At 68.6% G+C, this 23,065-nt stretch carries 21 protein-coding genes; 9 read left to right on the plus strand and 12 right to left on the minus strand.

What is annotated here, in order from left to right; all coding sequences use genetic code 11:
- Positions 1-47: 47 nt before the first annotated feature.
- Genes JHL17_RS00850 through pyk form a run of 4 tightly spaced genes read right to left on the minus strand, consistent with a single transcriptional unit; the run spans position 48 to position 3,957 of the window.
- Positions 48-800, minus strand: a complete 753-nt coding sequence (locus JHL17_RS00850; RefSeq protein WP_247893232.1) for a metallophosphoesterase family protein — start codon at positions 798-800, stop codon at positions 48-50.
- Entirely contained in the window at positions 797-1,723 is a 927-nt protein-coding gene (locus JHL17_RS00855; protein WP_200190161.1) for an AEC family transporter, read from the minus strand. The genes JHL17_RS00850 and JHL17_RS00855 overlap by 4 nt, the downstream gene beginning before the upstream one ends.
- A 19-nt stretch (positions 1,724-1,742) precedes the next feature.
- Positions 1,743-2,477 (minus strand): TSUP family transporter, encoded by a 735-nt coding sequence (locus JHL17_RS00860; protein ID WP_200190162.1) that lies wholly within the window; start codon positions 2,475-2,477, stop codon positions 1,743-1,745.
- A gap of 43 nt (positions 2,478-2,520) precedes the next feature.
- Positions 2,521-3,957, minus strand: coding sequence for a pyruvate kinase (gene pyk / locus JHL17_RS00865; RefSeq protein WP_200190163.1), 1,437 nt, complete (start codon positions 3,955-3,957; stop codon positions 2,521-2,523).
- Between the two features lie 421 nt (positions 3,958-4,378).
- Here pyk and JHL17_RS00870 point away from each other — a divergent pair, with 421 nt between their 5' ends.
- Genes JHL17_RS00870 through JHL17_RS00890 form a run of 5 tightly spaced genes read left to right on the plus strand, consistent with a single transcriptional unit; the run spans position 4,379 to position 8,842 of the window.
- Positions 4,379-5,632, plus strand: coding sequence for a trans-sulfuration enzyme family protein (locus tag JHL17_RS00870; RefSeq protein WP_200190164.1), 1,254 nt, complete (start codon positions 4,379-4,381; stop codon positions 5,630-5,632).
- Positions 5,629-6,177, plus strand: coding sequence for an OsmC family protein (locus JHL17_RS00875; RefSeq protein WP_200190165.1), 549 nt, complete (start codon positions 5,629-5,631; stop codon positions 6,175-6,177). Before JHL17_RS00870 ends, JHL17_RS00875 begins: the two co-directional genes overlap by 4 nt.
- 30 nt (positions 6,178-6,207) lie before the next feature.
- Positions 6,208-7,035, plus strand: a complete 828-nt coding sequence (locus tag JHL17_RS00880; protein WP_200190166.1) for a MetQ/NlpA family lipoprotein — start codon at positions 6,208-6,210, stop codon at positions 7,033-7,035.
- A 51-nt stretch (positions 7,036-7,086) separates the two neighbouring features.
- Positions 7,087-8,205, plus strand: a complete 1,119-nt coding sequence (locus tag JHL17_RS37550; RefSeq protein ID WP_200190167.1) for a methionine ABC transporter ATP-binding protein — start codon at positions 7,087-7,089, stop codon at positions 8,203-8,205.
- A complete protein-coding gene (locus tag JHL17_RS00890; protein ID WP_200190168.1) occupies positions 8,186-8,842 on the plus strand; it encodes a methionine ABC transporter permease in 657 nt (218 codons plus the stop codon). The genes JHL17_RS37550 and JHL17_RS00890 overlap by 20 nt, the downstream gene beginning before the upstream one ends.
- A gap of 51 nt (positions 8,843-8,893) precedes the next feature.
- Here the strand turns inward: JHL17_RS00890 and JHL17_RS00895 are convergent, their stop codons facing one another.
- On the minus strand, positions 8,894-9,613 hold the full coding sequence (locus tag JHL17_RS00895) for a GntR family transcriptional regulator (RefSeq protein WP_200190169.1): 720 nt from the start codon (positions 9,611-9,613) through the stop codon (positions 8,894-8,896).
- A gap of 219 nt (positions 9,614-9,832) precedes the next feature.
- Between JHL17_RS00895 and JHL17_RS00900 the strand changes: the two genes are divergently transcribed.
- From JHL17_RS00900 to JHL17_RS36795, 4 genes are read left to right on the plus strand one after another with little or no spacing between them, the layout of a single operon-like run.
- Positions 9,833-10,651, plus strand: a complete 819-nt coding sequence (locus JHL17_RS00900; protein WP_247893234.1) for an ABC transporter ATP-binding protein — start codon at positions 9,833-9,835, stop codon at positions 10,649-10,651.
- Between the two features lie 50 nt (positions 10,652-10,701).
- On the plus strand, positions 10,702-11,721 hold the full coding sequence (locus JHL17_RS00905) for an ABC transporter substrate-binding protein (protein ID WP_200190171.1): 1,020 nt from the start codon (positions 10,702-10,704) through the stop codon (positions 11,719-11,721).
- Positions 11,721-12,464 (plus strand): ABC transporter permease, encoded by a 744-nt coding sequence (locus JHL17_RS00910; protein WP_200190172.1) that lies wholly within the window; start codon positions 11,721-11,723, stop codon positions 12,462-12,464. The genes JHL17_RS00905 and JHL17_RS00910 overlap by 1 nt, the downstream gene beginning before the upstream one ends.
- Before the next feature lie 34 nt (positions 12,465-12,498).
- The gene (locus JHL17_RS36795; RefSeq protein ID WP_211113261.1) at positions 12,499-14,862 is read left to right on the plus strand and encodes a PHP domain-containing protein; all 2,364 of its coding nucleotides are present in this window, start codon (positions 12,499-12,501) and stop codon (positions 14,860-14,862) included.
- Positions 14,863-14,914: 52 nt separating this feature from the next.
- Here JHL17_RS36795 and JHL17_RS00920 read toward each other — a convergent pair whose 3' ends face one another.
- From JHL17_RS00920 to JHL17_RS00950, 7 genes are read right to left on the minus strand one after another with little or no spacing between them, the layout of a single operon-like run.
- Complete coding sequence (locus JHL17_RS00920; protein WP_200190173.1) at positions 14,915-16,411, minus strand: FAD/NAD(P)-binding protein; 1,497 nt, start codon at positions 16,409-16,411, stop codon at positions 14,915-14,917.
- A complete protein-coding gene (locus JHL17_RS00925; RefSeq protein ID WP_200190174.1) occupies positions 16,408-18,087 on the minus strand; it encodes an amidohydrolase in 1,680 nt (559 codons plus the stop codon). The genes JHL17_RS00920 and JHL17_RS00925 overlap by 4 nt, the downstream gene beginning before the upstream one ends.
- A 10-nt stretch (positions 18,088-18,097) precedes the next feature.
- Positions 18,098-18,991 (minus strand): ABC transporter permease subunit, encoded by an 894-nt coding sequence (locus JHL17_RS00930; protein WP_200190175.1) that lies wholly within the window; start codon positions 18,989-18,991, stop codon positions 18,098-18,100.
- On the minus strand, positions 18,988-19,785 hold the full coding sequence (locus JHL17_RS00935; protein ID WP_200190176.1) for an ABC transporter ATP-binding protein: 798 nt from the start codon (positions 19,783-19,785) through the stop codon (positions 18,988-18,990). The genes JHL17_RS00930 and JHL17_RS00935 overlap by 4 nt, the downstream gene beginning before the upstream one ends.
- Positions 19,786-19,793: 8 nt before the next feature.
- A complete protein-coding gene (locus JHL17_RS00940) occupies positions 19,794-20,843 on the minus strand; it encodes an ABC transporter substrate-binding protein (protein ID WP_200190177.1) in 1,050 nt (349 codons plus the stop codon).
- Between the two features lie 34 nt (positions 20,844-20,877).
- Positions 20,878-21,219: a 4Fe-4S dicluster domain-containing protein gene (locus tag JHL17_RS00945; RefSeq protein WP_200190178.1), complete on the minus strand. Its 342-nt coding sequence runs from the start codon at positions 21,217-21,219 to the stop codon at positions 20,878-20,880.
- Positions 21,216-22,856, minus strand: coding sequence for an FAD-binding protein (locus tag JHL17_RS00950; protein WP_200190179.1), 1,641 nt, complete (start codon positions 22,854-22,856; stop codon positions 21,216-21,218). The genes JHL17_RS00945 and JHL17_RS00950 overlap by 4 nt, the downstream gene beginning before the upstream one ends.
- Positions 22,857-23,065: the final 209 nt, after the last annotated feature.

The following is a 23,065-nucleotide window of genomic DNA, read 5'->3' on the forward strand; positions in this document are numbered from 1 at the left end:
CACGGCGGTGACGGCGGGTTCAGCGACCGGATAGGCCGACGTTGCGTTCAGGCCGTCCATATGCGTCCGGTTCTCAGAACATATGCCCAACTCAGCCGCCCATTGCGTTCAGCCTGCCGGGCAGCCCGTTCAAAGTCGTAGGGCACGCTTCTGGACTCGATGCTCCACGAGCCTTGGGCGTGGCGATGCGCAATCAGGTAACGCGCTCTTGGGCCGCCGGCTTCGGCGATATCCGGATCGTTTCCGTCATCGTCATAGGCGGGCAAGCCGATGCTGCCGGGATTGGCGACGATCCTGCCATTCTGCAGCGTGACCGTGCGGGGAACATGGGTGTGCCCGCACAGCGCGAGCCGATGACTTGTCGCGAATGCGGCGACTTCCTCGACCGTCGCCTTTCGCATCGCTCCGGGCCGGCCACGGTGAAGCCAATACGCCGTATCGCTGTCGGGGGTCCCGTGGCACAGCAGAAGATCCGATGCGAGAGCGATATGGCCGGGCAATCCGGCCAGCCATGCCTTCTGATCCGGGCGGAGCCGGGACAGAGCGAAGCCGTCGGAGGTGGCGGGGTCGCCGGTCCCCGCCGTCAGCATCTGTCGTTCATGGTTTCCCGCGAGGGTCGGCCAGCCGAGCGCCATCAGCAAGTCGGCGGTTTCGCTCGGCCACAGCGGACCGGACAGAGAGTCTCCGAGATTGACGACGAGATCGGCACCTGAAGACGCGATGTCGTCGATCACGGCGTCGAGCGCCGGCAGATTGCCGTGTATGTCCGAAACCACGGCAAGCGTCATCGTCGGCTTCATGCCTGCGGCCACGTCAGGGCAACCAGCAGGGCCGGTATGGAAACTGCCGCAAGCGCCGTCTGGATGCTGATGATGCCAGCGGCGACGCGGTGATCCCCACCGAGGATGCGGGCCATGATGTAGGTCGATGGGGTGCAGGGCAAGGCATTGAACAGGACCACTGCGCTCAATGTGACACCACGCAGGCCGAGCATGCTTCCGATGGCGTAGGTGGCGAGCGGCACCAGGGCGAGCTTGACGACGCTCGACTGCATCACCGGTCCACGAGAAACGCGAGCGGCCGTCATGTCGAGACCGGCTCCCACCGCGAGGAGGCCGAGGGGAAGCGAGGCGCCGCCAAGGATTGTCAGGACCGAGGCCATGGCTTTCGGGACCGGCAGCCCCGATCCGTTCACCAGCGCCCCGGCCAGCACCGACAGGATGACCGGGTTGGTCAGGATCGTTTTGGCCAGACGGCCCTTGTCGACCGGACCATCCTTTCCATGGATCGCCAGCACGACGATCGATCCGACATTCAGAAGCGGAATCATGATTGCGATCGCGACGGCGGTCACGGTGAGTCCGGATTGTCCATAGAGCGCGGTGGCCGCGGCAACTCCGACATAGGTGTTCGGCCGCAGCGCGCCCTGAAGGACGGACGAGAAGACCGGGCCGGGTTGTGGATGGAACAGACGCCATGCATAAAGGATGGAACCACCGACGAGGACGGCGCCCAAAAGCGTCATCGCCATTGGGCGCAACGACAGTCCACCGAACGACGCCGTCGCGATCTGGCTGAACATCAACGCCGGGAAGAGACAGAAGTAATTCAGCTTCTCACAGGGAAGCCAGAATTCGTCGGCAACCAACCCGCGGTGACGCAGGGCAAATCCCATGACGATCAGGACGAAGATGGGCACGAGCGCGGTTACGATTTCCAACATTTCATGACTTTCCGGTCGGCTACAGGCTGGCTTTTGCGAGCACGGCAACGCCGTAGACGGCAATGAACCCGGTGACGGCGCGCTCATAGGCGACGGCGGAAGCACGATGGAAGACCAGCCGGCCGGCGACGGCGTAAACGAAGGCCGCGGTGGCCGCCGCCGCCAAGCTGTGGTAGCCGAGCGCTTCGGGCCGCAGGACCGCGAGCATGGCGATCTGCACCATCCCGAAGAAAAGGTAATACACGGAAACGGTTGCCCTTACGGCGTGCTTGGTCCCGTTGATCGATGCTGCATAAACCGACAGAAGGGCGCCGCCCATGTTGGTGAAGCCATGCAAGATACCCATTGCGACCAGATAGGTCCGTTCCGCCCGGTCGATCATGCGCCCGATGCGCTGTTGCAGAGCGGTATTCACGCGTATGGCCGACGCGGCGATCATGACGAGACCGATCACGAGGTCGATCTTCGTGTGGAAATCGAACAGCAGGACGATCCCCAGGCTTGCCGCGAGGGGGACAATACACAGAAGCGGCTTGCCACCCTTCCAGACGGCCTGCGCATGCTTTGCGTCGCCGGAGACCTGAATGACGGAAATGGCGACGGATGCGGGGAGGAGCCAGCCGAGCGCATCCGAGAAGGGAAGCCCGAGCACGAGCAGAGTCGGGGTTCCGAACACCAGAAGCCCCATGCCGAAGACCGATTGAACGAGTGCGAAAACGCTGATGACGGACGCGATCAAAAGAGCCTGATCCATACGATGCCTCCGGCTTGTCGAGATTCGCGTAACGGCCGGCTTTTCAAGCCGCTGCGATCATCCGCCCGTTGCCGGCCGGCGAGGTCCGGTCCAGGCCGCCCAGCCGGAATGTCTGGAAGCTGTTGAGATACTGCCGGTCATCGCCGTTGTTCGCGCCCACGATCAGCACCACGTCGTCGGGATCGAGGATTTGCCGGTCGGACAGCTCACGAAGCAGGTCGGGTGCCGCGTCCAGTTCCCGCCAAGCCAGATCCGGAACATGCACGCCCCGGACCCCGGGAACGAGGTTCAGCGTGCGGGCGACGGCGACATCGGAGTGGACGGCGACGACGGGCTGCTCGATCGAGGCCGCGGCGACCAGGCCGGCGGCATAGCCGCTGCGGGACAGCACGACGATCTTGTCGACGGGAAGCGTCCTGGTCAGTGCCCGTACAGCCCGGCCGATTTCGTTTCCGGTTTCGGCGCCGGCTTTGGCCGTCAGCCGCTCGGACAGGATATGGCCGCGCGCGACTTCGGAGATGCTTTTCAGACGCGACACGGCCTCCACCGGATAGCGCCCGATTGCCGTTTCGCCGGACAGCATCAGCAGGCTGGCGCCGTCGATCACGGCGTTGGTGATGTCTGCGATCTCCGCCTTGGTCGGATAGGGGTTGTCGATCATCGTGTGGAGCAGTTCCGTCGCGACGATCACCGGCTTTCCGAAAGAGCGGCCAACGGAAATGATCTTCTTCTGGAAGATGGAGACCTTGTCGACATCGGTTTCCACCGACAGGTCGCCCCGGTCGATCATGATGACGTCGGTGGCGCGGGCGACATCCTCGACATGATCGAGACCACCCTGGTTCTCCACCTTGGCGACGATCCGTGGCAGGAAGCCGCCGATCAACTCGCGGATCGCCTCGACATGCTCGGCGCTTTCGACGAAGCTGATGCCGATATAGTCAACGCCATTCTCCTTGGCGAAGCCAACCATCCTGCGGTCGTTATCGGTCACCAGTTCCCGGCCCAACACCACATCGGGGACATTGATGCCCTTGCGGCTCCGCAGTTTCCCGTCACCCAGGGCGCGCACATGGATGTCGCGTCCCTGGACGCTGTCGACGGTGAAGGACAAGGTCCCGTCGTCCGCATAAAGCCGGACACCGGAGCGGAGCTGCCGGTGCAGGCCGTCGAAATTCACCGGCACTTTTGCCCTGCCGTCATGGTCGGTGTCGGTGGTCAGGACCAGGATGTCCCCTGCCTTGAAGCTCGGCTCGTGGGCGAGCTGGGTCGTTCGGATTTTCCGGCCAGGGATGTCGAGAAGGATCGGAACGTCAGGCAGAACCTCGCGGAGCAGCCGGATGGTGTCCCGATGCCATGCGAGATCGCCGTGCGATCCGTTCAAGCGTGCAACCGTCATCCCGGCGGCTTTCAGCGCCTCCAGCGTCTCGGCATTGGCGGAGACGGGACCTACAGTCGCAATGATGCCTATAGCGCTCACGAACGCCTCCAAATTTTACGGATTTATGAATGTTTTATGACCTCAGGGTTGTATTGTCAACTAGTTTAATAGACATATAATGGTATGTTTAACATGATTAAAATGTTTAAATATCCCGTAAGCGAATGGGTCAGGCGAAGCCTTGCCTCATGGCAGGAAAGGCGGACGAGCGGTCACAGGCCGCCTCTATGCCTTCAGGGAAGCCCTGCCAGAGATTGATCGCACCACTTTCGGCAGCCAGCCGCGACATTGGTACGAACACCGAGGCGCGCGTGCCGGTGGACCTCATAATGCACAATTTTTATTTGCTATTTATCGATATAAAACAGACAATTCCACAATTGATCTCATTTTCCTATTGTGTAAGTATTCTTTAGCAGAATTTCACGAATGAAACTGCACAGCCTTCGGATTTCCATCGATGACCGATCACACGTCGAACCGCGGCCGTTGGAGCGGACTGTCCACGCGCGCCATCCATCTCGGCTACGACCCGGCGAGCGAACAGGGTGCCCTGACCCCGCCGGTCTTCATGACCTCCACCTACGCCTTCGAAACGGCGGAGGACGGGGCGGCGCTGTTCCGCGGCGAAAAGGAAGGCTACATCTATGGCCGGACGAAGAACCCGACACAGTCGGTGCTGGAGGCCCGCATCGCCGACCTTGAGGGAGCGGAGGCCGGGCTGGCGGTCGCATCCGGCATGGCGGCGATCTCCGCCACCTTATGGACGCTGTTGTCGGCGGGCGATCTGGTGGTCATCGACCACACGCTTTACGGCAACAGCTATGCACTGTTCACCCGCGGGCTGACCCGCTTCGGCATCCGGGTCGAGGTGGCGGACTTCACCGACCCCGACGACCTCGCCCGCGCCCTGGCGCTCCGCCCGGCGCTGGTCCATTTCGAAACGCCGGCCAACCCGAACCTGCGGGTGATCGACATCGCGGCGGTGAGCGCTCAGGCTCACGCGGCCGGTGCCCTGGTGATGGTCGACAACACCTTCGCCACCCCGGTGCTGCAACGGCCGATCGAACATGGCGCCGATCTGGTGGTTCATTCCGCAACCAAGTTCCTCGGCGGACACGGCGACCTGATCGCCGGCGTGGTGGTGGGAGCGAAGGCGATCATCGACCGCATCCGCGGCCATGGTCTGCGCTACCTGACCGGCGCCACCATCGCGCCGCTGACCGCCTTCCTGCTGCTGCGGGGCCTGAAGACGCTGGAACTGCGGGTTGAGCGCCACAGCGCCTCGGCCGCCGCCATCGCGGCGCTGCTGGCGGACCATCCCGCAGTGCGCCGCGTCGATTACCCCGGCCTGCCCGGCTCCCCCGGCCACGACATCGCCCGCCGCCAGATGAGCGGCTTCGGCGGGCTGGTCTCCTGCGAACTCGACGGCGGCCTGGAGGCCGGCATCCGCTTCATGAACCGGCTGGTGCTGGCCACCCGCGCGGTCAGCCTGGGCGACGCGGAAACACTGGTCCAACACCCGGCCAGCATGACCCACGCCACCTACAGCGCGGAGGAGCGCGCCCGCCACGGCATCGGCGACGGGCTGATCCGCCTGTCCATCGGGCTGGAGAACCTGCCCGACATCCGCGAGGACATCCTCCAGGCGCTCGACGCCGTCACCCAGACGCGCGGCGCCGTCAAATCCCCCCTGCAAGAGGTGCGTCCATGAGCACGCTCAACGAGTATCTGGTCCAGAAGCGCATCGCCCATCTGGCGATCAAGGAACGGATCGCGCAGCCCGGCTTCGAGCCGCCGACCCTGTCGGCCCACGTCAGCGCCGAGGGGCGCAGCGGCATCCGCCGCATCCGCATCCGCGACCATCAGGTGGTCAGCGACGCCCCGCCCAATTTCGCCGGCTACGATCTGGGACCGACCTCGCCGGAACTCCAGCTCGGCGTGCTGGGCAGCTGCGTCACCCACATCACCCTGATCCAGGCCGCAGAGCTGGGCGTGTCACTGGACAGCCTGGAGGTCGAGGTGGAGGGCGTGTTCGATCCGCGCGGCGGCAAGCCGGGCTTCGAACATATCCCGGTCTATCCGCAGAACCTGCGCTACACCATCCACATCGTCTCCCCCGCCAACGCGGAGGCCATTGCGGAGCTTCACGCGACCGTCGAACGGACCTGCCCGATCCTGAACCTGCTGCGCCGCCCGCAGGAGGTCGTCTCCACCATCTCCCACCGGCAGCCGGAAATCGCGGCAGCCGACGTCTGATACATTGAAGACTCCGGAGCAATGTCCGCCATGACGGGTCGTTTTTTCGGGCGCATCGCGCGCGCCCTGTCCATCGGTGCCGCACTCGGTGCCGTTTTCGCCGCCACCACGGTTTGGGCTGCCGATCCCATCCATCTGAAGGTCGGCATCCGCGGCGGCATCAGCGAACCGATCTGGGAGATCGTCGCCAAGGTGGCCAAGCCGCGCGGGCTTGAGATCGAGCCGGTGGTGATGGCCGGCTCCCTCAGCCCCAACGAGGCGCTGAACACCGGCGACCTCCAGGCCAACGCCTTCCAGCATATCCCCTTCCTGCGCGACCAGATCGCCCAACGCGGCTACAAGCTGGCCGTGGTCGGCAACACCTACCTGTCGCCCATCGCGTTCTATTCCAAGACATACAAGTCGCTGAAGGATCTGCCGAACGGCGCCAGGGTCGGTGTCCCCGACGATCCCAGCAACGAGAGCCGCGCGCTGATCGTGCTGCGCGACGAAGGGCTGCTGAGCCTGCGCGACGGCTTCGACGCCTTCAACCAGACTGCCACCCTGGCCGACATCAAGGAGAACCCGCGCAAGCTGCAGATCGTCGAGGTGAAGTCGGTGGTTCTGGCCCGCTCCTACCAGGATCTGAACGCCGCGGCGATCATCTCCAGCTTCGGATCGCAGGTCGGGCTGAACGCCGCGCGCGACGGCATCGCCCAGGAGAAGCGCGACAACAATCCCAACGTCAACATCATCGTCGTGCGTGAGCAGGACAAGGACGCGCCGTGGGTCAAGCCGCTGGTGGAATCCTTCCAGTCGCCGGAGGTCCGCGCCCACATCGAGAAGGAACTGGCGGGCATCCTGATCCCCGCCTTCTGAACGGCCGCATCGCCATGACCCGCCCAACCCGGCAGAAAAGGTAAACCAGCGATGCTGTGGAAACGCGCGACCGCGCATATGGCCGGGCACGTGGCGGCGGCCGATCCGGCCCCCACCGCCCTACCCGACCCGTCCTCGCCGCACATCCTGTTCGACGGCGTGCGCAAGACCTATCCCGGCGGGGTGGAGGCGCTGCAGGCGGTGTCCTTCGCCATCCCGCGCGGCAGCGTCTTCGGCATCATCGGCCGGTCCGGCGCCGGCAAATCGACCCTGCTGCGGGCGATCAACATGCTGGAGCGGCCCAGCGGCGGCCGCGTGCTGGTCGACGGCATCGACGTCGGCGGGCTGGGCGAGGAGGATCTCGTCCGCCTGCGCCGCCGCATCGGCATGATCTTCCAGCATTTCAACCTGCTGTCGGCCAAGACGGTGCGGGAGAATGTCGGGCTACCGCTGAAGGTGGCCGGGGTCGGCGCCGCCGAGGTCCGCCGGCGGGTGGACGAGCTGCTGGATCTGGTCGGGCTGGCCGACAAGGCCGATGTCTATCCGTCCAAGCTGTCCGGCGGACAGAAGCAGCGCGTCGGCATCGCCCGCGCGCTGGTCCACCGGCCGGAGATCCTGCTGTGCGACGAGGCGACCTCGGCCCTCGACCCCGAGACCACCCACGCCATCCTCGGCCTGCTGCGCGACATCAACGCCACGCTGGGGCTGACCATCGTGCTGATCACCCACGACATGGCGGTGATCCGGGCCATCTGCGACGAGGTGATGGTGCTGGACCGCGGCCACCGGGTGGAGCATGGACCGGTCTGGTTGGTGTTCGGCACCCCGCAGGGCGACGCCACCCGCGCCCTGCTGCGCCCGCTCCGGCACGGGCTGCCCGACGACATCGCCCGCCGGCTGCAAGCCGATCCGCCCGCGCAGGGCGGCGGGCAGGCGGTGCTGTCGCTGCGCTTCACCGGCGAAAGCCACCCCGACGGCATCTCGCTCGCCAGCCTGCTGGCGCTCGCCCCGGATGCCAGGCTGCTGCATGGCGGCATCGACCGCATCCAGGGCCATGCCCAGGGCGACCTCGTGATCGCCGTTCCCGTCGCGGCGATGCGCTCGGCCGCCGGCTCCCGCTTCTCCCCCGACAGCTGGAAGGTTCTCGGCTATGTCGCCGACGATGTTTGACCGCTATCTGCGCGCCTTCGGCGAAACGCTGACGATGGTCGGAGTGTCCGTCACTATCGCCATCGCCAGCGGCCTGACCCTGGCCCTGCTGCTGGTTGCTACCGCCCCCGGCGGCCTCTATCCGCGGCAGCGCTTCAACAAAGGGCTGTCGGTGGTGGTGAACGTCTTCCGGGCGATCCCCTTCATCATCCTGCTGGTGGCGCTGCTGCCCGTCACCCGGCTGATCGTCGGCACGACGCTGGGCATTTGGGCGGCGGTCGTTCCGCTCAGCATCCACCTGATCGCCTTCTACACCCGCGTCGCCCAGGTCAGCCTGAACGAGATCGACCATGGACTGATCGAGGCGGCCCGCGCCATGGGTTTCCACCGTTGGCACATCGTCCGTCACGTCATCCTGCCCGAGGCGCTGCCGGGCCTGATCGGCGGCATGACGGTCTGCGTGATCGCCATGATCAACGCCTCGGCGATGGCGGGGGCAGTCGGGGCCGGCGGCCTGGGCGACCTCGCCATCCGCTACGGCTATGAACGCTACGAAACCCAGGTGCTGTTCGAGATCATCGTGATCCTGATCGTGCTGGTGACCTCGGTGCAGTTCGGCGGCGAGTGGCTGTCGCGACGGGTCGATCATCGCCGCTAAGGCCATAACCAGTGAAGTGATTGCCGGAGCGGCGCCGGCCACCGCCGAACCCTACCCCTCCCAGCGGTGGGAAAGAATGAAGCTGTAGCGCTCGGGCCGGATGTGGAACACCGAACGGTCGGCGCAGCCGCCGCCGACGAAGACGGAACGGCGGTCCATCACCAGCACCGGCGCGCCCACCGGAAGGCCGAGCGTCGCCGCCACCTCCGCCTCGGCTGCTGCCGCCTTTACCTCGATGTCGGCGCCGCCGACCGGCTTGCCGACGATGTCCTGCAGGATGCCGTAGATCGGCCTGTGCCCGGCCGCCTGCCAGTCGACCGGCCCCAGGGCCGGCGGTAGCAGGCTGCGGCCCAGGGCCACCGGCTCGCCGTCCACCAGATGCAGACGGCACACCTCCAGGCAGTGGGAACCGAAATCCTCCCGCAGTTCCGGCGGCGTCGCGACGATCCGCGCCGACAAGGGCCGCATCGTGGCGTCCAGCCCCTGAAGCCGCAGGGATTCGTGGAAACTGCGCAGGCGGTCGAGCGGATGCTGGACGCGCTTGCCCGCGGTGAAGGTGCCCTTGCCTTTGCGGCGTTCGATCAGCCCGTCCGCCTCCAGCCGGTCGAGCGCCAGCCGGACGGTGACCCGGCTGACGCCGAAGCGGGTCCCGATCTCGCTTTCCGTCGGCAGCCGCCCCGACGGCTCGAACAGCCGGGCGGCGATCTCGTCGCGCAGCCGGTCGGCGATCTGCCGGTACAGCGCCGTCGCGTTGTCTCGCACCACGGGCACCCTGGCGTCCCTCCCTGATCGATCGACCCGGTCAGCGGACCGAGGTCGCCTTGATGCCACCGGCGACCGGATGGCTCAAGCCTCGACACCGTCGCGATGCCGGCTGCGTGAATCCGATTCAATTCCCTAGTTGTCATGTATTTTATAATATGTATTATATTGTATTATCGAATTGAGTCGGTTGATCGGAGAGATAAAACGGATATGGACTGTGAAATCTTGACATCTCCGTCCGACAGCCGCATCGGTGCGTTGTCCGGCGATCGCTCCGGCGGTGCCGCCTTCCAGGTCGACGGCGTCGATTTCTCCTATGACGGCACGCACCCGGTGTTCCGCTCGCTGGCATTGACCGCCCGGCCGGGAGAGTTCGTGGCGCTGCTCGGCCCGTCCGGCTGCGGCAAGACCACGCTGCTGAACCTGCTGTCCGGTTTCCTGCCGCCCAGCTCCGGCCGCATCACCATTGACGGGGAGACGGTAACGCCGGAAATGCCGGCGCTCGGCTATGTCTTCCAGTCGCCGCAGCTGTTTCCTTGGCTCGACGTGCTCGACAATGTGCGCTTCGGCCTGCGGATGACGGGCCGGCTGCGGGATGCGGAGCAGCGGGACAAGGCGATGGCGGCGCTGGCGCTGGTCGGGCTGGAGGCCGCGGCTGGCAAATTCCCCCACCAGCTGTCGGGCGGCATGCAGCAGCGGGTGGCGCTGGCCCGCGTCTTGGTGCTGGAGCCACGCCTGCTCCTGATGGACGAACCCTTCGCCGCGCTGGACGCCATCACCCGCGCCACCTTGAACGAGGAACTGCTTCGGCTGTGCGGCCGGCTCGGCCAGACGGTCCTGTTCATCACCCACGACGTGGAGGAGGCGGTGTTCCTGGCCGACCGCGTCGTGCTGCTCGACATCGCGCCGGCCGGCATCCACAGCGAACTGGCCATCGACCTGCCCCGCCCGCGCCGCCTGCGCGAGACGCGGCGGCTGGAGCGCTTCACCACCCTGACCGACACATTGCTGGAGCGGATTTCCGCCATCGTCGCCGCGGCGTGAGCGGTTCTGCGGAAGAGTCCGACCAGCCCCCGACCGAAAGGATTTCGCGCATGAACCGGATGTTCGCCGCGGCGCTGTCCGCCGCCCTTTACGGCTCCATCGCCCTGCTTGCGGGCATCGCCCCGGCCGGGGCCGCCACCACGGGCGACATCCGGCCGCTCCGGGTCGGCTGGGTCTTCGCCATGGCGAACGCCCCGGCGCTGGTCGCCGACCGCAAGGGCTTCTATGCCGAAGAGGGGCTGACGGTGGACGCCAAGCCCTTCGGCGACGGGCCGGTCATCCAGCAGGCTCTCGCCGCCGGCGAGCTGGACGTCGCCTATATCGGCGCACCGCCGGTCTATCAATGGGCGGCGCGCGGGCTGGACAGCCGCATCCTGGCCAAGGTGAATTACGGACAGGCGGCGGTGATCGCCAACAACCCGGCCATCGCCAAGCTGTCCGATCTGCGCGGACGGAAGGTCGCCGGGGTGGCGCGCGGCAGCGGGATGGACGTGCTGCTGCGCGGCGCCGTGCTGAAGGAGGCGGCCGGCCTCGACCCCGATCGCGACCTGTCGGTGGTCTCCATGCCGGTCGGCAACATGAACGCCGCGCTGGACAGCGGCACGGTGGATGCCGCTTTCACCTGGGAACCCTTCATCAGCCAGCAGGTGCTGCGGGGGAGCGCGCATGTGCTGTTCGACGTCAACCAAGCGCTGCCCGGCTATCCCTGGTATGTGGTGATGGCGCCGAAGAAGACGCTGACCGACCGTCCCGACGACGTGGTGAAGCTGCTGCGCGCCCATGCCAAGGCCATCGCCTGGCTGTCCGACCACCCGGCCGAGGGCGACGCCCTGATCGCCGAGGCGTTCAAGCTGGAGCCGGTGAAGCGCGCCGACGGTACGGAGATCGCCCCGGCCGCCGTCGCCGCCGAGGCGCGCAAGCGGCTGGGCTGGTCGGATCGGCTGGAGGACAGCGACCTCGCCTTCATCCAGCGGCTGATGGACAGCTCGCTGGTACTCGGCTTAATCCCGGCGCCGATGAAGGCGGCGGACATCGTCGACGGCTCCTATCTCCGCCGGGCGGGCCGCTGATGCAGACCCGGCTCTACGGCTGGGCGGCCTTCCCGGCGCTGCTGCTGGTCTGGAGTGTCGCCGCCTGGAACCTGCCGCCTTACGTCCTGCCGCAGCCCTGGGCGGTGGCGGCGGAGGCGGTGCGCTGGCTCGACAGCGGCCAGCTCGCCGCCCATGTCGGCGCCAGCCTGCTGCGCGAGGCCGGCGGCTTCGCCGTCGCCGTGCTGGGCGCGCTGGCACTGGGGCTGGCCGGCGCGCTGTCGCAGGGATTCCGCGCCTTTTCCGCCCCGCTGACCGGCCTGTTCATGGCGATCCCGCCCATCGCCTGGGCGCCGCTGTCGATGATCTTCTTCGGGTTGGGCTATGTCGCCATCACCATGGTGATCGTGGTCGCCGCCCTGTTCCCAATGGCGGTGACGGTGCAGGAGGGCTTCCTCGCCATCCGCAACGGCAACCTGCGCGCCGCCCGCGTGCTGGGCGCCCGGCGCTGGCAGCTGATCCGTTACGTCTATCTGCCGGCCTCGCTGCCTTTTCTGACCGCGGCGCTGCGCATCGGCTTCAGCCAGGCATGGCGGGCGCTGGTGGCCGCCGAGATGCTGGGCGCCTCGCAGGGGATCGGCTGGATGGTGGCGATGGGCGGCCAGATCGGCAACGCCACCCAGGTGCTGCTGGGCGTCGCCATCATCGGCATGACCGCCTGGATCACCGAAAGCCTCGTCTTCCGCCGCATCGAGCGGCGCTACCGCCACTGGCACCTCGCCTGACCCGATAACCTGCAAAACCGGAGGAAACGCCGACATGTCCGAAACCCAGCCGCCTGTCCGCCACATCGCCCCCGTCGGGCTGTACGAGCGCAACAAGGACCGCCCCTTCCTGGGATCGACCAGCTGTTCGCACCGCCGGCTGGTCGCCGGCGAATGGACCGAGCTGCAACTGGTCTACGAGGTCGGCGCCTCAGGGCTCGCCGACGGCGCCGGCATCAAGCTGGCGATGAAGTTCTATTCCGACTGGGCGCTGTTCCAGACCAGCGACCCGCAGGCCGCCAACTATGTCTCGGTGGAATATGAGGCCGGACCGCTGGTGCCGGGGCAGAGCCCGGCGACGATCCAGGCGCTGAAGGTGCGCTTCGACCAGAAGGGCCATGAGCGTCCCTATCAGAAGGCCATCGTCATCGACGTGATCGACGGCTACCTCAATCCCGGCGACCGCATCGTGATCAGGTTGGGCGACCGGCGGCGCGGCGGGCCGGGCACGCGGGTGCAGAGCTTCGTCGAGCAGGGATTCCGCTTCCGCGTCTTCATCGACCCGCTCGGCAGCCAGAAATACGCGGAGGTGCCGGGCGACTGCGTGATCGACATCGTTCCCGGCGCGCCCGCCGCCCTGCGTCTGGTGGCGCCGCGCCTGACCGCGCCCGGCCCGGCGGCCCTGCTGCTGCGTGCCGAGGATGTCTGGGGCAACTGCTGCACCGGCGGCGCCATCGATGCCGCCCTGACGCTGACGGGCCCGCGGGGTGAGACCACGCAGCAACTGACGCTCTCGCCCAACTCCGATGCTTATGGCTGGCTGGTCCGTCGCCAGGAGGTCGCGCTGTCGGAAGGCGAGTGGCGCATCGCCGCCACGGCCGACGGGCTGCTCCCGGCCGAGGCCTTCATCACCGTCGAGCAGGACGCGCCGCGCGCCTACTACGCCGACCTGCATGTCCATTCCAACGACACGGTCGGCACCAACGACACAGCCTACAACCTGTCCTACGGCCGCGACATCGCCGGGCTGGACGTGCTGGGCTATACCGCCAACGACTTCAACGTCACCGAAAAGGCCTGGAGCGAGGCGGTCGGGCTGATCGACCGCTTCAACGAGGCCGGCCGCTTCGTCTGCTATCCCGGCACCGAATGGTGCGGCAACTCGGCCGCCGGCGGCGACCACAATGTCGTCTTCCTGCGCGACGGCGTGCCGCAATTCCCCATCGACAGCCGGGGCCAGCCGGTCCGCTCCTTCGAATGGAACGAGTCCACGCGCGGCAAGCTGCGCCCCGGCGCCTGGCCGCTCGACGAGCTTTACGCCGCCTATCAGGACGACCCGGAAGGCCATCTGCTGATCCCGCATGTTGGCGGGCGGCGTTGCAATCTCGACTGGCACCACCCCGAACTGGAGCGGCTGATCGAGATCGGCTCCGCCTGGGGCCAGTTCCACTGGGTCTATGCCGAGGCACTGGCCCGCGGCTACCGGCTCGGCGCCTCGGCCAGCAGCGACGAGCATCAGGGCCGCTGCGGCGGCGGCGCACCGGCCACCGCGGTGTTCGGCGCGCGCGGCGGGCTGACCGGCGTGCTGGCCGACCGGCTCGACCGCGCCACCATCGGCCGGGCGCTGCGCGCGCGCCGCACCTTCGCCACCACCGGGGAGCGCAGCTTCGCCAGCCTGCGGCTGGGTGACCGCTGGATGGGCGAGGTGGTGACGGCGTCGGCGACCGATACGCTCGATTACCGGCTGCTCGGGGACCGCGGCTGGGAGAGCCTGCGGCTTTACGACGGCGAGACCCTGCTGTGGGAGCGCGACCTGCACCGTGAGCTGGGGTTGTCGGAGCGGCGCATCCGGCTGCGGCTGGGCGGCGCCCGCATCAAGGACCGCTACCGCGGTGCCTATTGGAGCGGCGGCATCACCGTCACCGGAGCGGCGGTGCAGCGGGTCGAGCCCTTCGGCTTCGACCATCCCGAGCAGGGCTGCTGGCGGCAGGATGCCACCACGGTGGCTTTGCGCACCGTCACCCACGGCGACACCGACGGGGTGGAACTGACGCTGTCGCAACTGGCCGGCACGCGCATCCGGGTGCAGCTCGACATCGGCACCTATGTGAAGGTCGGCAACCCGCTGACCCCGCCGCCCAACCCGCATGCGCCGGAGGCCGTGCTGGAGATCGACGGCGACGCGCTGCTGGATGCAGCCCACTCGCCGACCGGAGCTGTCAGCCGTCTGCTGCCGGGCACCGAACTGGAGGTGACGGTTGAGCGTGTCACCGAGGCGCCGCTGCCCCGCAATCTCGCCGGCCGCATCCCGCTGGCCGGACTGGATCTGGCGGCGGGCCGCGAGCATCCGCTGTTCCTCAGCGGACGCCAGCGCGACCAGTCGCGGGTGTGGACCTCGGCGCTGTTCCTGACAGTGTGATCGCCTTGGCCCGCAGTGCCGGCTCGCCGGGATCGCGGGTCGCATCCGCGGGTCAGGGGGACCGCGGAAACATGCCGTGCCGCCATGCCGTCAATGCCCCGGCAACCGCCAGCGCGTGCGGCACGATCTCAGATGAGCCGGTCACTTCGCCCAGGCTGCCGCGGGTCGGCGGCCCGACGACGAACAGGGAGGTGACCGGCCGGCCACCGGCATCCAATGCCCGGCGCTGCCGGTCCACCTCCACCCCCAGACCAAGCGGATCCGGCCGGATCAACCCTTGGGCGGTCAGGGCCGCCAGCAGCGGGTTCCGGCCGAAGGAGGCTCCATGGCCGGCGCCGGTGCAGTTCACCAGGGCATCGTAGGTTCGCCCGGTCAGGGCGTCGCCGCCGCGCGGCCGATAGAGAACCCACAGACCGCCACCCTCATCACCGCGGGTGCCTGACGAATCGGCGTCGGCGTTCGCCCCGACCAACCGTCCGGCCAGGACCGAAAGACGCCCGTCCGTCTGCGCGGACGCCACCAGCCGGGCGACCTGCGGGGCCGCCTGGAAGCGGTGGGCGTCCCACCAGGGCCGCAGATGGCGCTGGAACCGCCTCCGCTCCTCGATGGGAAGGGCCGTCCACAAGGCACCGTTCTGAAGGCGCAGGCTTTCGAGCACGTCGGTCCAGGGCCGCCCCTGCCGGCCCGCGTCAGCGACGGCGGCACGCACCCGGCGCAGCAGGTCACGGACACCGGCAGGCGGATCGGCGGTGAAGTCGGTCCAGGAGTCGGCATGCCCGGCAGGGCGAGACCGCGGCACCAGACCATGGCGCGACAGGGCGGTCAGCGGTCCGCGATGGCCCCGGCCGAGCAGGGTCGACACCACGTCACCCATCGTCAGGCCGGTGCCGACGATCAGCACCCGGTCGGTCCGGCCGATGGGATCGAGCGCGCCGGGCGCCCATGGATCGGCGACGACCCGCTTGTGCCCCGCCAGCCCGGCCAGCACGCCCGGCAGTTCGGGCCCCGGGTTTCCGGTGCACAGCACCAGCGCATCGGCCTCCAGCATCCTGCCGCCGGCAAGCTCCACGACGAACCCGGCTCCCCGTGCCGATTCGAGCCGGCGGGCGGCGACGGCACGGTCGCGCCGGTGGGTCACCCGCACCGGCCCGGCCGCTGAGAACAGCGCGCGCAGCCTCTCGTCGAGATAACGCCCGAACACCGACCGCGCCGGATAATGCAGCCCGTCCGCCCAGCCGGCCAGATCGGCCTCCAGCACGCCACTCTCCAGGCACCAGCGATGGAAATCCTCCTCCTCACCCTCCTTGGCCTCCCCGGCCGGCGGGCCGGCCACGGCCGCCATGCGGATGGAGGGAACATTCACCCGGTGGCGCGGGTCGCCCCCGGGCGCGTAGGTCAGCCCGGCACCGGGCGACGGCCGCGGATCCACAAGCTCCACCTCGGCGGAGAAGCCACTGGCGGCACCGGCGCGCACCAACCCGGCCGCGACGCCGCTGCCCGACACACCGGCACCGACGATGACGACCCGCAACGGCCGCGGCACGGTCACAGCCCCTCGCGATGGACGATCCGTCCGCCGACCAGCGTCAGGCGGCAGCGCAGATCGCGCAACCGATCCGGGTCGATGGCGGTGGGATCCTCCGACAGCACCGCGAGGTCGGCGGCGAAGCCGGGACGCAGCGGCCCTTTCCATCCCTCGTCGAAGGTCAGGGCGGCGCCGGCCACGGTGAACAGCCGCAGCGCCGTTTCGGCATCCAGCCGCTGGTCGGGACCGATGACCCGGCCGCTGGTCCGTTCCAGCCGGTTACAGACCGACCACAGGGTGAAGAACGGGTCGTGCGGGATGTTGTCGGTGGCGATGGCGGTCGGAATGCCAAGCCGCAGCAAATGGGCGTGCGGCACCACCAGATCGCCACCATCAGGCTCGTCCAGATAGGCGGCTCCGCCCTTCCACAGGAAATAGGTCGGGATCGTCGTCACCAGCACGTCCAGCCGTTTCAGCGCCTCCAGATCGGTCAGCCGGGCACGGCCGATATGCTCGATCACCCAGCGGCGGCCGGACAGCGGATGGCGTTCGTTGACCGCCTCCAGCACCGGCACCACCTCGTGCAGCCTGTCGCTGACGATGGTGTGCAGGCGCAGATCGTGCTCGGCGGCCAGGAAGCAGGCCTCGCGGAAGTCGGCCGGGGTCAGCGCCTGCTCGACGAAGCCCGACCAGCCGGTGTCCGGCAGATTGTCGCGGGCGCAGCAGGCGACCGCCGGGTCGCCGCCATAGGCGATGTGGACGCCCGACAGCCTCAGCCAGGGATCGCCCAGACCGGCACCGCGCGCGTGGGCCAGCCAGTCGCGCATGGCGCGGCGCGCCTCGGCGATGTCGGCCCAGCTCGGGCTGACCACCAGCCCGACCCGCACCGTCAGCTCCCCCAGCTCCCACAGCCGGCGGTAGACCGAGATGGTCTGCGGCGCGGAGCCGTGCCCCTCGTAGATGCTGGTGGTGCCCTGGGCGTTGTAGAGCCGCTGGGACAGCCGGACGCCCTCCAGCCGTTCGGCGAATCCGAAGCGAGGAACCGCCGGCAGCAGGTCGAACTCGACGGTCGGGCGGCTGTTGTGCTCGACGATCACGCCGGTCGGCTCGCCGCTCGCGTCCTTCAGGATCTCCACGCCGCCGCAGGTCGGCAGGCTGGCCGCGGTGATGCCGTTCAGCGCCAGCGCCCGGCTGTTCAGCGCGCTGTGCCCCGGCGGCTTGCCCCAGTTGCCGAACAGGCCGGGGATGTAGACCGGATGGTCCGGTGCTGCGCGGTCCAGCTCGTGCCGGTCCGGCGGTCTCCCCTCGGCCAGCGTCGGGGCACCGTCGAAGAAGAAGGGCGGCGTGCCGATCGGCATGGTGACGATCCACTGGCCGGGCGGCGTCTCAGCCGCCACCGCCCGCACCCGCTCCAGAATATCGCCGACGCTGCGCGCACCGGCCAGCGAGGGGCGCAGGCGCTTCAGCCCCTCGCGCTCCATATGGGCGTGGGCGTCGTTGAAGCCGGGGATCAGCGTCGCACCACCCAGGTCGATGGCTTCGGTGGCGGCGGTGGCGAGTGCCGCGACCTCCTCCCCGCCGACCGCGAGGATGCGGTCGCCGGCCAGCGCCACCGCGCCGGCGCGTGGCCGGTCCGGATCGAAGGTGAGGATGTTGGCGTTGCGCAGGATCAGGGTGGGGGAAGAACTCGGTCCGCTCATCCGGCGATCCTCACGAGGCGGTGGTGTACCATGGGAACAGGCGGCGGATCAGCGCCACGAACAGGCGGTCGGCGATGAAGCCGAAGGTGCCGAGCAGCACCAGCCCGATCAGCATGATGTCGACCCGGAACATCTGGTGGCCGGTGGACATCATGTAGGCCACCCCCTCCCGCGCACCGGACAGCTCGGCGGCGACCAGCAGGATCAGCGAGACGGCGATGCCCTGGCGCAGCCCGGCCAGGATCATCGGCAGGGCCGCCGGCAGCACCACCAGAAGCAGCGTCGCCAGCCGCCCGGCGCCGAGGCAGGCGGCGGAGCGCAGATAGGCCGCCGGCACGTCGCGCACGCCGATGAAGGTGGTGATCCAGATCGGGAAGAAGCTGCCCCAGGCGACCAGCGCCACCTTCGAGCCTTCGCCGATGCCGAACCACAGGACCGACAGCGGCACCAGCGCGATGGAGGGGACGGAGCGGAAACCGTGCAGGATCGGCTCGCTGACATGGTGCAGCAGGCCGATGCGGGCGGTCAGCAGCCCGGCCGTCACGCCGGTCGCCGTCGCGATGCCGAATCCCAGCGCTGCCCGGCGCAGGCTGGCCAGGATGTTGGCCGGAATCTCGCCGGACAGCAGCATCGGGACGAAGGTGTCGAACACCACCGACGGCGGCGGCAGCAGCACCGGATTGACCCAGGTCCCCAGCCGCGGCACCGCCTCCCAGACCGCCAGGAACAGCAGGATGCCGGTCACGTTCAACAGGGCGCGCAGCCAGGCCGCCCGCCGCAGGCCGCGACGATGGGCGCGGCGGAACTCCTCGGCGAAGGCGGCGCTGTCGGATCGCGCATCCGCCGCAGAATGCCGGGGGGTGGAGAGGCCAGTGCCGGCCGCGTCATCCGTCGCCGCCGTCACGCCGCCCTCCGTTCACCGTCGCTCTGGTCGGCACCCCGGCTGCCGCGGGCCAGCGCCGCGGCGATGCGGGCGTATTCCCTGCCGAACTCCGCCGACCCACGGTCGCGCGGATAGGGCAGATCGACCGTCAGATCCTCGCGGATCACCCCCGGCCCGGCCCCCATCACCACCACGCGCTGAGCGAGGAATACCGCCTCATCGATGTTGTGGGTGACGAACAGCACCGACACCCCGGTCTCCCGCCACAGCCGCAGCAAATCCTCCTGCAAGGTGGTGCGGGTCATGGCGTCGACGGCGGCGAAGGGCTCGTCCATCAGCACCACCTCCGGCTCCACCACCAGGGCGCGGGCGACGGCGACGCGCTGGCGCATGCCGCCGGACAGCTCGTGCGGGTAGCGGTCGGCGGCATGGCGCAACCCGACCCGGTCGAGCGCCTCCAGCGCCCGGCGGCGCCGGACGGGGGCGGAGACCCGCTGCATGCGCAGGCCGAACTCGACATTCTGCCGCGCGGTCATCCAGGCGAACAGCGCATATTCCTGGAACACCACGCCGCGGTCCGGCCCCGGCCCGTCCAGCGGCCGGCCGCGGAAGCGGACGGCGCCGGAGGTCGGCTTGAGGAAGCCGGCCAGCAGATGGATCAGCGTGGACTTGCCGCAGCCGGACGGGCCGATCAGACAGACGAACTCGCCGGCCTCCACCCGCAGCGACACGTCGCTGAGCGCCCAGACCGGCGAGCCGTCGCGCGCCGCATAGATCTGCGACACGCGGTCGAAATCGATCAGCGGCCCGCTCATGACCCCGCTCATGACAGGGTGACCCGGTCGGGCGCCACCGCCTTCAGCGGGCTATCGACGATCAGGCCGCGGAACAGCGCCCGCAGGTCCCCCGCCGGACGCTTGGCGAGGCCGGCGGCGATGGCCCATTCCGCCTCCGCCACCAGATCGTCGACGAAGCGGTCGTCGAAGGCGATCTTGAAGGTGAACTCGGAGGTCGCCTCCAGAATCTCCTTCGGCGGCGTGTGGATGCGGCGCGAGATCAGGTCGGCCCAGCCGCCGTCGGCCAGGATGCGGCGTTCCGCCCCCTGCAAGGCCCGGATGGCGCCGGTCACCAGTTCCGGCTTCTCCTTCACCACCTTCTCGGTGGTCAGCAGCAGCTGGTGGCTCTGGAAGAATTTCTCCAGCCCGTACTGGGTCATCACCGCGGTCTTGCCGCCGGACTGGCGCTCGGCCACCGCGGCGGACTGGCTGCTCCAGGCGAAGCCGTCGATGTCGCCGCGCACCAGGGCGGAGGTCATATTGTTCGGGGTGAGATCGACCACCTCGACATCGCCCGGCGCCAGCCCTGCGAATTCCAGATATTTCGCCAGCATATATTGCCCGGAGGTGCCGACGCGGGTGGCGATCCTGCGCCCCTTCAGGCTGGCCGGCTTGATCGGATCGATGCCGCCGTCCTTGCGGACGACGATCTTCATGTCGCGCGAATAGCGGCTGTAATTCACCAGGATCAACGGCCGCAGCCCCTGTAGCACCGCGAACACCACCGGCGTGTCGGTCGAGGCGGAGAAGTCGGCCGAACCGGCGAGCAGCGCCTGCATCGAATCGCGCCCGCTCTCGAACTCCATGGTGCTCAGATCGAATCCGGCCTCGGCCCAGGTGCCGGCGGCCTCGGCGACGAAGGGCACCGCCCAGGTGTAGCCGGTGCTGCCATAGGCCAGCGTCGCCTTGGCCGCGGCGGCCTGCGCGCGGCCGGCCCACAGCGGCCCGGCAGCAGCCAGCATGCCGGCGGTAACGGCCGCGTCGGTCAGCAGGCGGCGGCGGTTCAGGCGAATGCCGGACGGGTCGAACACGGTCATGATCGAAAGGCTCCTGTCGAATGCGGCCGGGCGCTCAATGGGGCGCCAGCAGCCGGAAGGTCTGGTCGGCGGAACGGTTCTCGCGATGGGCGGCAGTCCAGCCGATGGCACGGCGGTAGCTGCCGAACAGGCCGGCGGCGGCAACCGCCTCCTCGGTGATCCCCGTCACCGTTTCGGCATCGGGAGCGACATAGAGGGCGTCGTCCGGGCAATGGGCTTCGCACAGGAAGCAGGTCTGGCAGTCGGACTGCCGGGCGATGACAGGGGCGGCTCCCTCGGCCCGGCCGCCGCCGGTCGGCTGGAACACGTCCATCGGGCAGACGGAGACGCAGATGTTGCAGCCGGTGCAGCGGGCCGGGCTGATCAGCTCGATCATGCCGCCAGCTCCCGGCCTGTCTCGGCCCGATCCGCGCGGACCGGCGCCGGGCGGGTCGAGACATGCACCTCGTCCAGGCCGCCGACCGTCAGCAGGTGGCGCTGGGCCGGGTCGAGGGCGGCATGGTCGATGCGGCGGTGCATGCCGCGCGATTCGGTGCGGGCCAGCGCCGAACGGTACATCCAGCGGGCGGTCGCCAGCATCGCAGCAGCCTCCCGCACGCGCAGGACGGTGTCGGCGGAGGCCGGCATCGCCCCGGCGGCATCGGCCCACAGCCGGTCCAGCCGGGCGAGAGAGCCGGTCAGCCCCTCCTCCGTGCGGAAGTAGTTGATGTCGTAGGGGAACACCTCGGCCTGGACGGCACGGGTCAAACCGCCGGCATCGATCGCCGCCCCGCCCCGCGGCCTGTCCTGCAATCCGGCGCCGCCTGCCCGGCGCAGGGTGCGGATTCCATTTCCCAAGGCACGGGCATGATCGGCGGCCCCGAGCCCCGCCCAATGGCCAGTCGACATCGCCCAGGCGGCGTTGTGGCTGCCGCCACCGGTGAAGCCGCCGCAGATCGATTCGCGCGTCGCGGCGTCGCCGGCGGCGAACAGGCCGGGGACCGCGGTGGCGCAGGTGCCGTCCACCAGCCGCAGGCCGCCGGTGCCGCGCACGGTGCCCTCCAGCCGCAGGGTCACCGGGAAACGCTGGGTGAAGGGGTCGACGCCGACGCGGTCGAAGGGCAGGAAGAAGTTCGGCTGGGCCTGACGCATCGCCGCCCACAGTTCCGGTTCGGCGCGGTCGAGGCGGGCATAGACCGGTTCGGTCGTCAGCACCCGCGCGATGACGGAGCGGCCGCCCTTGGAGGCCGCCCCCGGAATAGGCTCGCCGTCGGCACGGGTGAAGCTGGCCCATTGGTAAAGCAGCGTCTTGGTCACCGAACCGAAGGCCGGGGCGATGGCGTAGGCGTTGGAGAACTCCATCCCCGACAGATCGGCCCCGGCCTCCGCCGCCATCAGCAGGCCATCGCCGGTCAGCACGTTGCAGCCCAGCGCCTTGCTGAGGAAGGCACAGCCGCCGGTGGCGATGACCACCGCCTTCGCCCGCACGGTCCAGCGCCCGCCCTTCTGCCGCTGCAAGCCGACGGCGCCGGCAACGGCGCCGCCGTCGTCGACCAGCAGTTCCAGCGCCGGGCAATGGTCGAGGATCGTCACCCCGGCCTGTTTCACGCGGCGGCGCATCAGCCGCATGTATTCCGGTCCCTGCACCGACACGCGGCGCTCACGCCCGTCCGCATCGCGTGGAAAGGGATAGCCCCAGTCGGCGAGCTGGCCGACCGCCGCATGGGTGCGGTCGAGCACGCGGTCCATCCAGCCATGGTCGGCCAGATGACCGCCCAGCCCCTCGCGCGACGCCTTGGCCGCCGCGCGCTTGGCCGGATCGGGATCGATATACCACAGCGTGGTTCCCGACGCCGCGGTGGCGCCGGACGTGCCGCAAAATCCCTTGTCGGCCAGAATGGTGCGGGCACCTGCGGTTGCAGCGGCGATGGCGGCCCAGGTGCCGGCGGGACCGCCCCCCAGTATCAGGACATCGGTCTCAAGGTCGAGGGACGCGGCGGATGAACTGACAGGAGCGCCGGGCACGTTGGCCATCGGAAAAACCCTCCGGGACTGTCGATCATGCGGATTGAGCGAAGCGGCGATTCCGAAACAGCTTTCTATTACTGCTTTCGGTCGCTCTTTCTTCCTAAAATCATACTTACACACTAGAGATAGTGCGCATACCAAAATATGCACATCTGTGAAAAATTTCGGCCGGCACCTCCCGCCGAGGGGTGATGCCGGCCGCGCAGTGAGGAACC

The sequence above is a fragment of the Azospirillum endophyticum genome (assembly GCF_016595245.1).
In the GTDB taxonomy this organism is placed as follows: domain Bacteria; phylum Pseudomonadota; class Alphaproteobacteria; order Azospirillales; family Azospirillaceae; genus Azospirillum; species Azospirillum endophyticum.

Bases quoted from the DNA above. Each gene is read 5' to 3' on its own strand.
- JHL17_RS00910 (WP_200190172.1), top strand. From the start codon at position 11,721: ATGCAGACCCGGCTCTACGGCTGGGCGGCCTTCCCGGCGCTGCTGCTG.
- JHL17_RS00860 (WP_200190162.1), bottom strand. From the start codon at position 2,477: ATGGATCAGGCTCTTTTGATCGCGTCCGTCATCAGCGTTTTCGCACTC.
- JHL17_RS36795 (WP_211113261.1), top strand. From the start codon at position 12,499: ATGTCCGAAACCCAGCCGCCTGTCCGCCACATCGCCCCCGTCGGGCTG.
- JHL17_RS00950 (WP_200190179.1), bottom strand. From the start codon at position 22,856: ATGGCCAACGTGCCCGGCGCTCCTGTCAGTTCATCCGCCGCGTCCCTC.
- JHL17_RS00880 (WP_200190166.1), top strand. From the start codon at position 6,208: ATGACGGGTCGTTTTTTCGGGCGCATCGCGCGCGCCCTGTCCATCGGT.
- JHL17_RS00875 (WP_200190165.1), top strand. From the start codon at position 5,629: ATGAGCACGCTCAACGAGTATCTGGTCCAGAAGCGCATCGCCCATCTG.
- JHL17_RS00855 (WP_200190161.1), bottom strand. From the start codon at position 1,723: ATGTTGGAAATCGTAACCGCGCTCGTGCCCATCTTCGTCCTGATCGTC.
- JHL17_RS00850 (WP_247893232.1), bottom strand. From the start codon at position 800: ATGAAGCCGACGATGACGCTTGCCGTGGTTTCGGACATACACGGCAAT.
- JHL17_RS00870 (WP_200190164.1), top strand. From the start codon at position 4,379: ATGACCGATCACACGTCGAACCGCGGCCGTTGGAGCGGACTGTCCACG.
- JHL17_RS00945 (WP_200190178.1), bottom strand. From the start codon at position 21,219: ATGATCGAGCTGATCAGCCCGGCCCGCTGCACCGGCTGCAACATCTGC.
- JHL17_RS00890 (WP_200190168.1), top strand. From the start codon at position 8,186: ATGTCGCCGACGATGTTTGACCGCTATCTGCGCGCCTTCGGCGAAACG.
- JHL17_RS00940 (WP_200190177.1), bottom strand. From the start codon at position 20,843: ATGACCGTGTTCGACCCGTCCGGCATTCGCCTGAACCGCCGCCGCCTG.
- JHL17_RS00905 (WP_200190171.1), top strand. From the start codon at position 10,702: ATGAACCGGATGTTCGCCGCGGCGCTGTCCGCCGCCCTTTACGGCTCC.
- JHL17_RS00935 (WP_200190176.1), bottom strand. From the start codon at position 19,785: ATGAGCGGGCCGCTGATCGATTTCGACCGCGTGTCGCAGATCTATGCG.
- JHL17_RS37550 (WP_200190167.1), top strand. From the start codon at position 7,087: ATGCTGTGGAAACGCGCGACCGCGCATATGGCCGGGCACGTGGCGGCG.
- JHL17_RS00925 (WP_200190174.1), bottom strand. From the start codon at position 18,087: ATGAGCGGACCGAGTTCTTCCCCCACCCTGATCCTGCGCAACGCCAAC.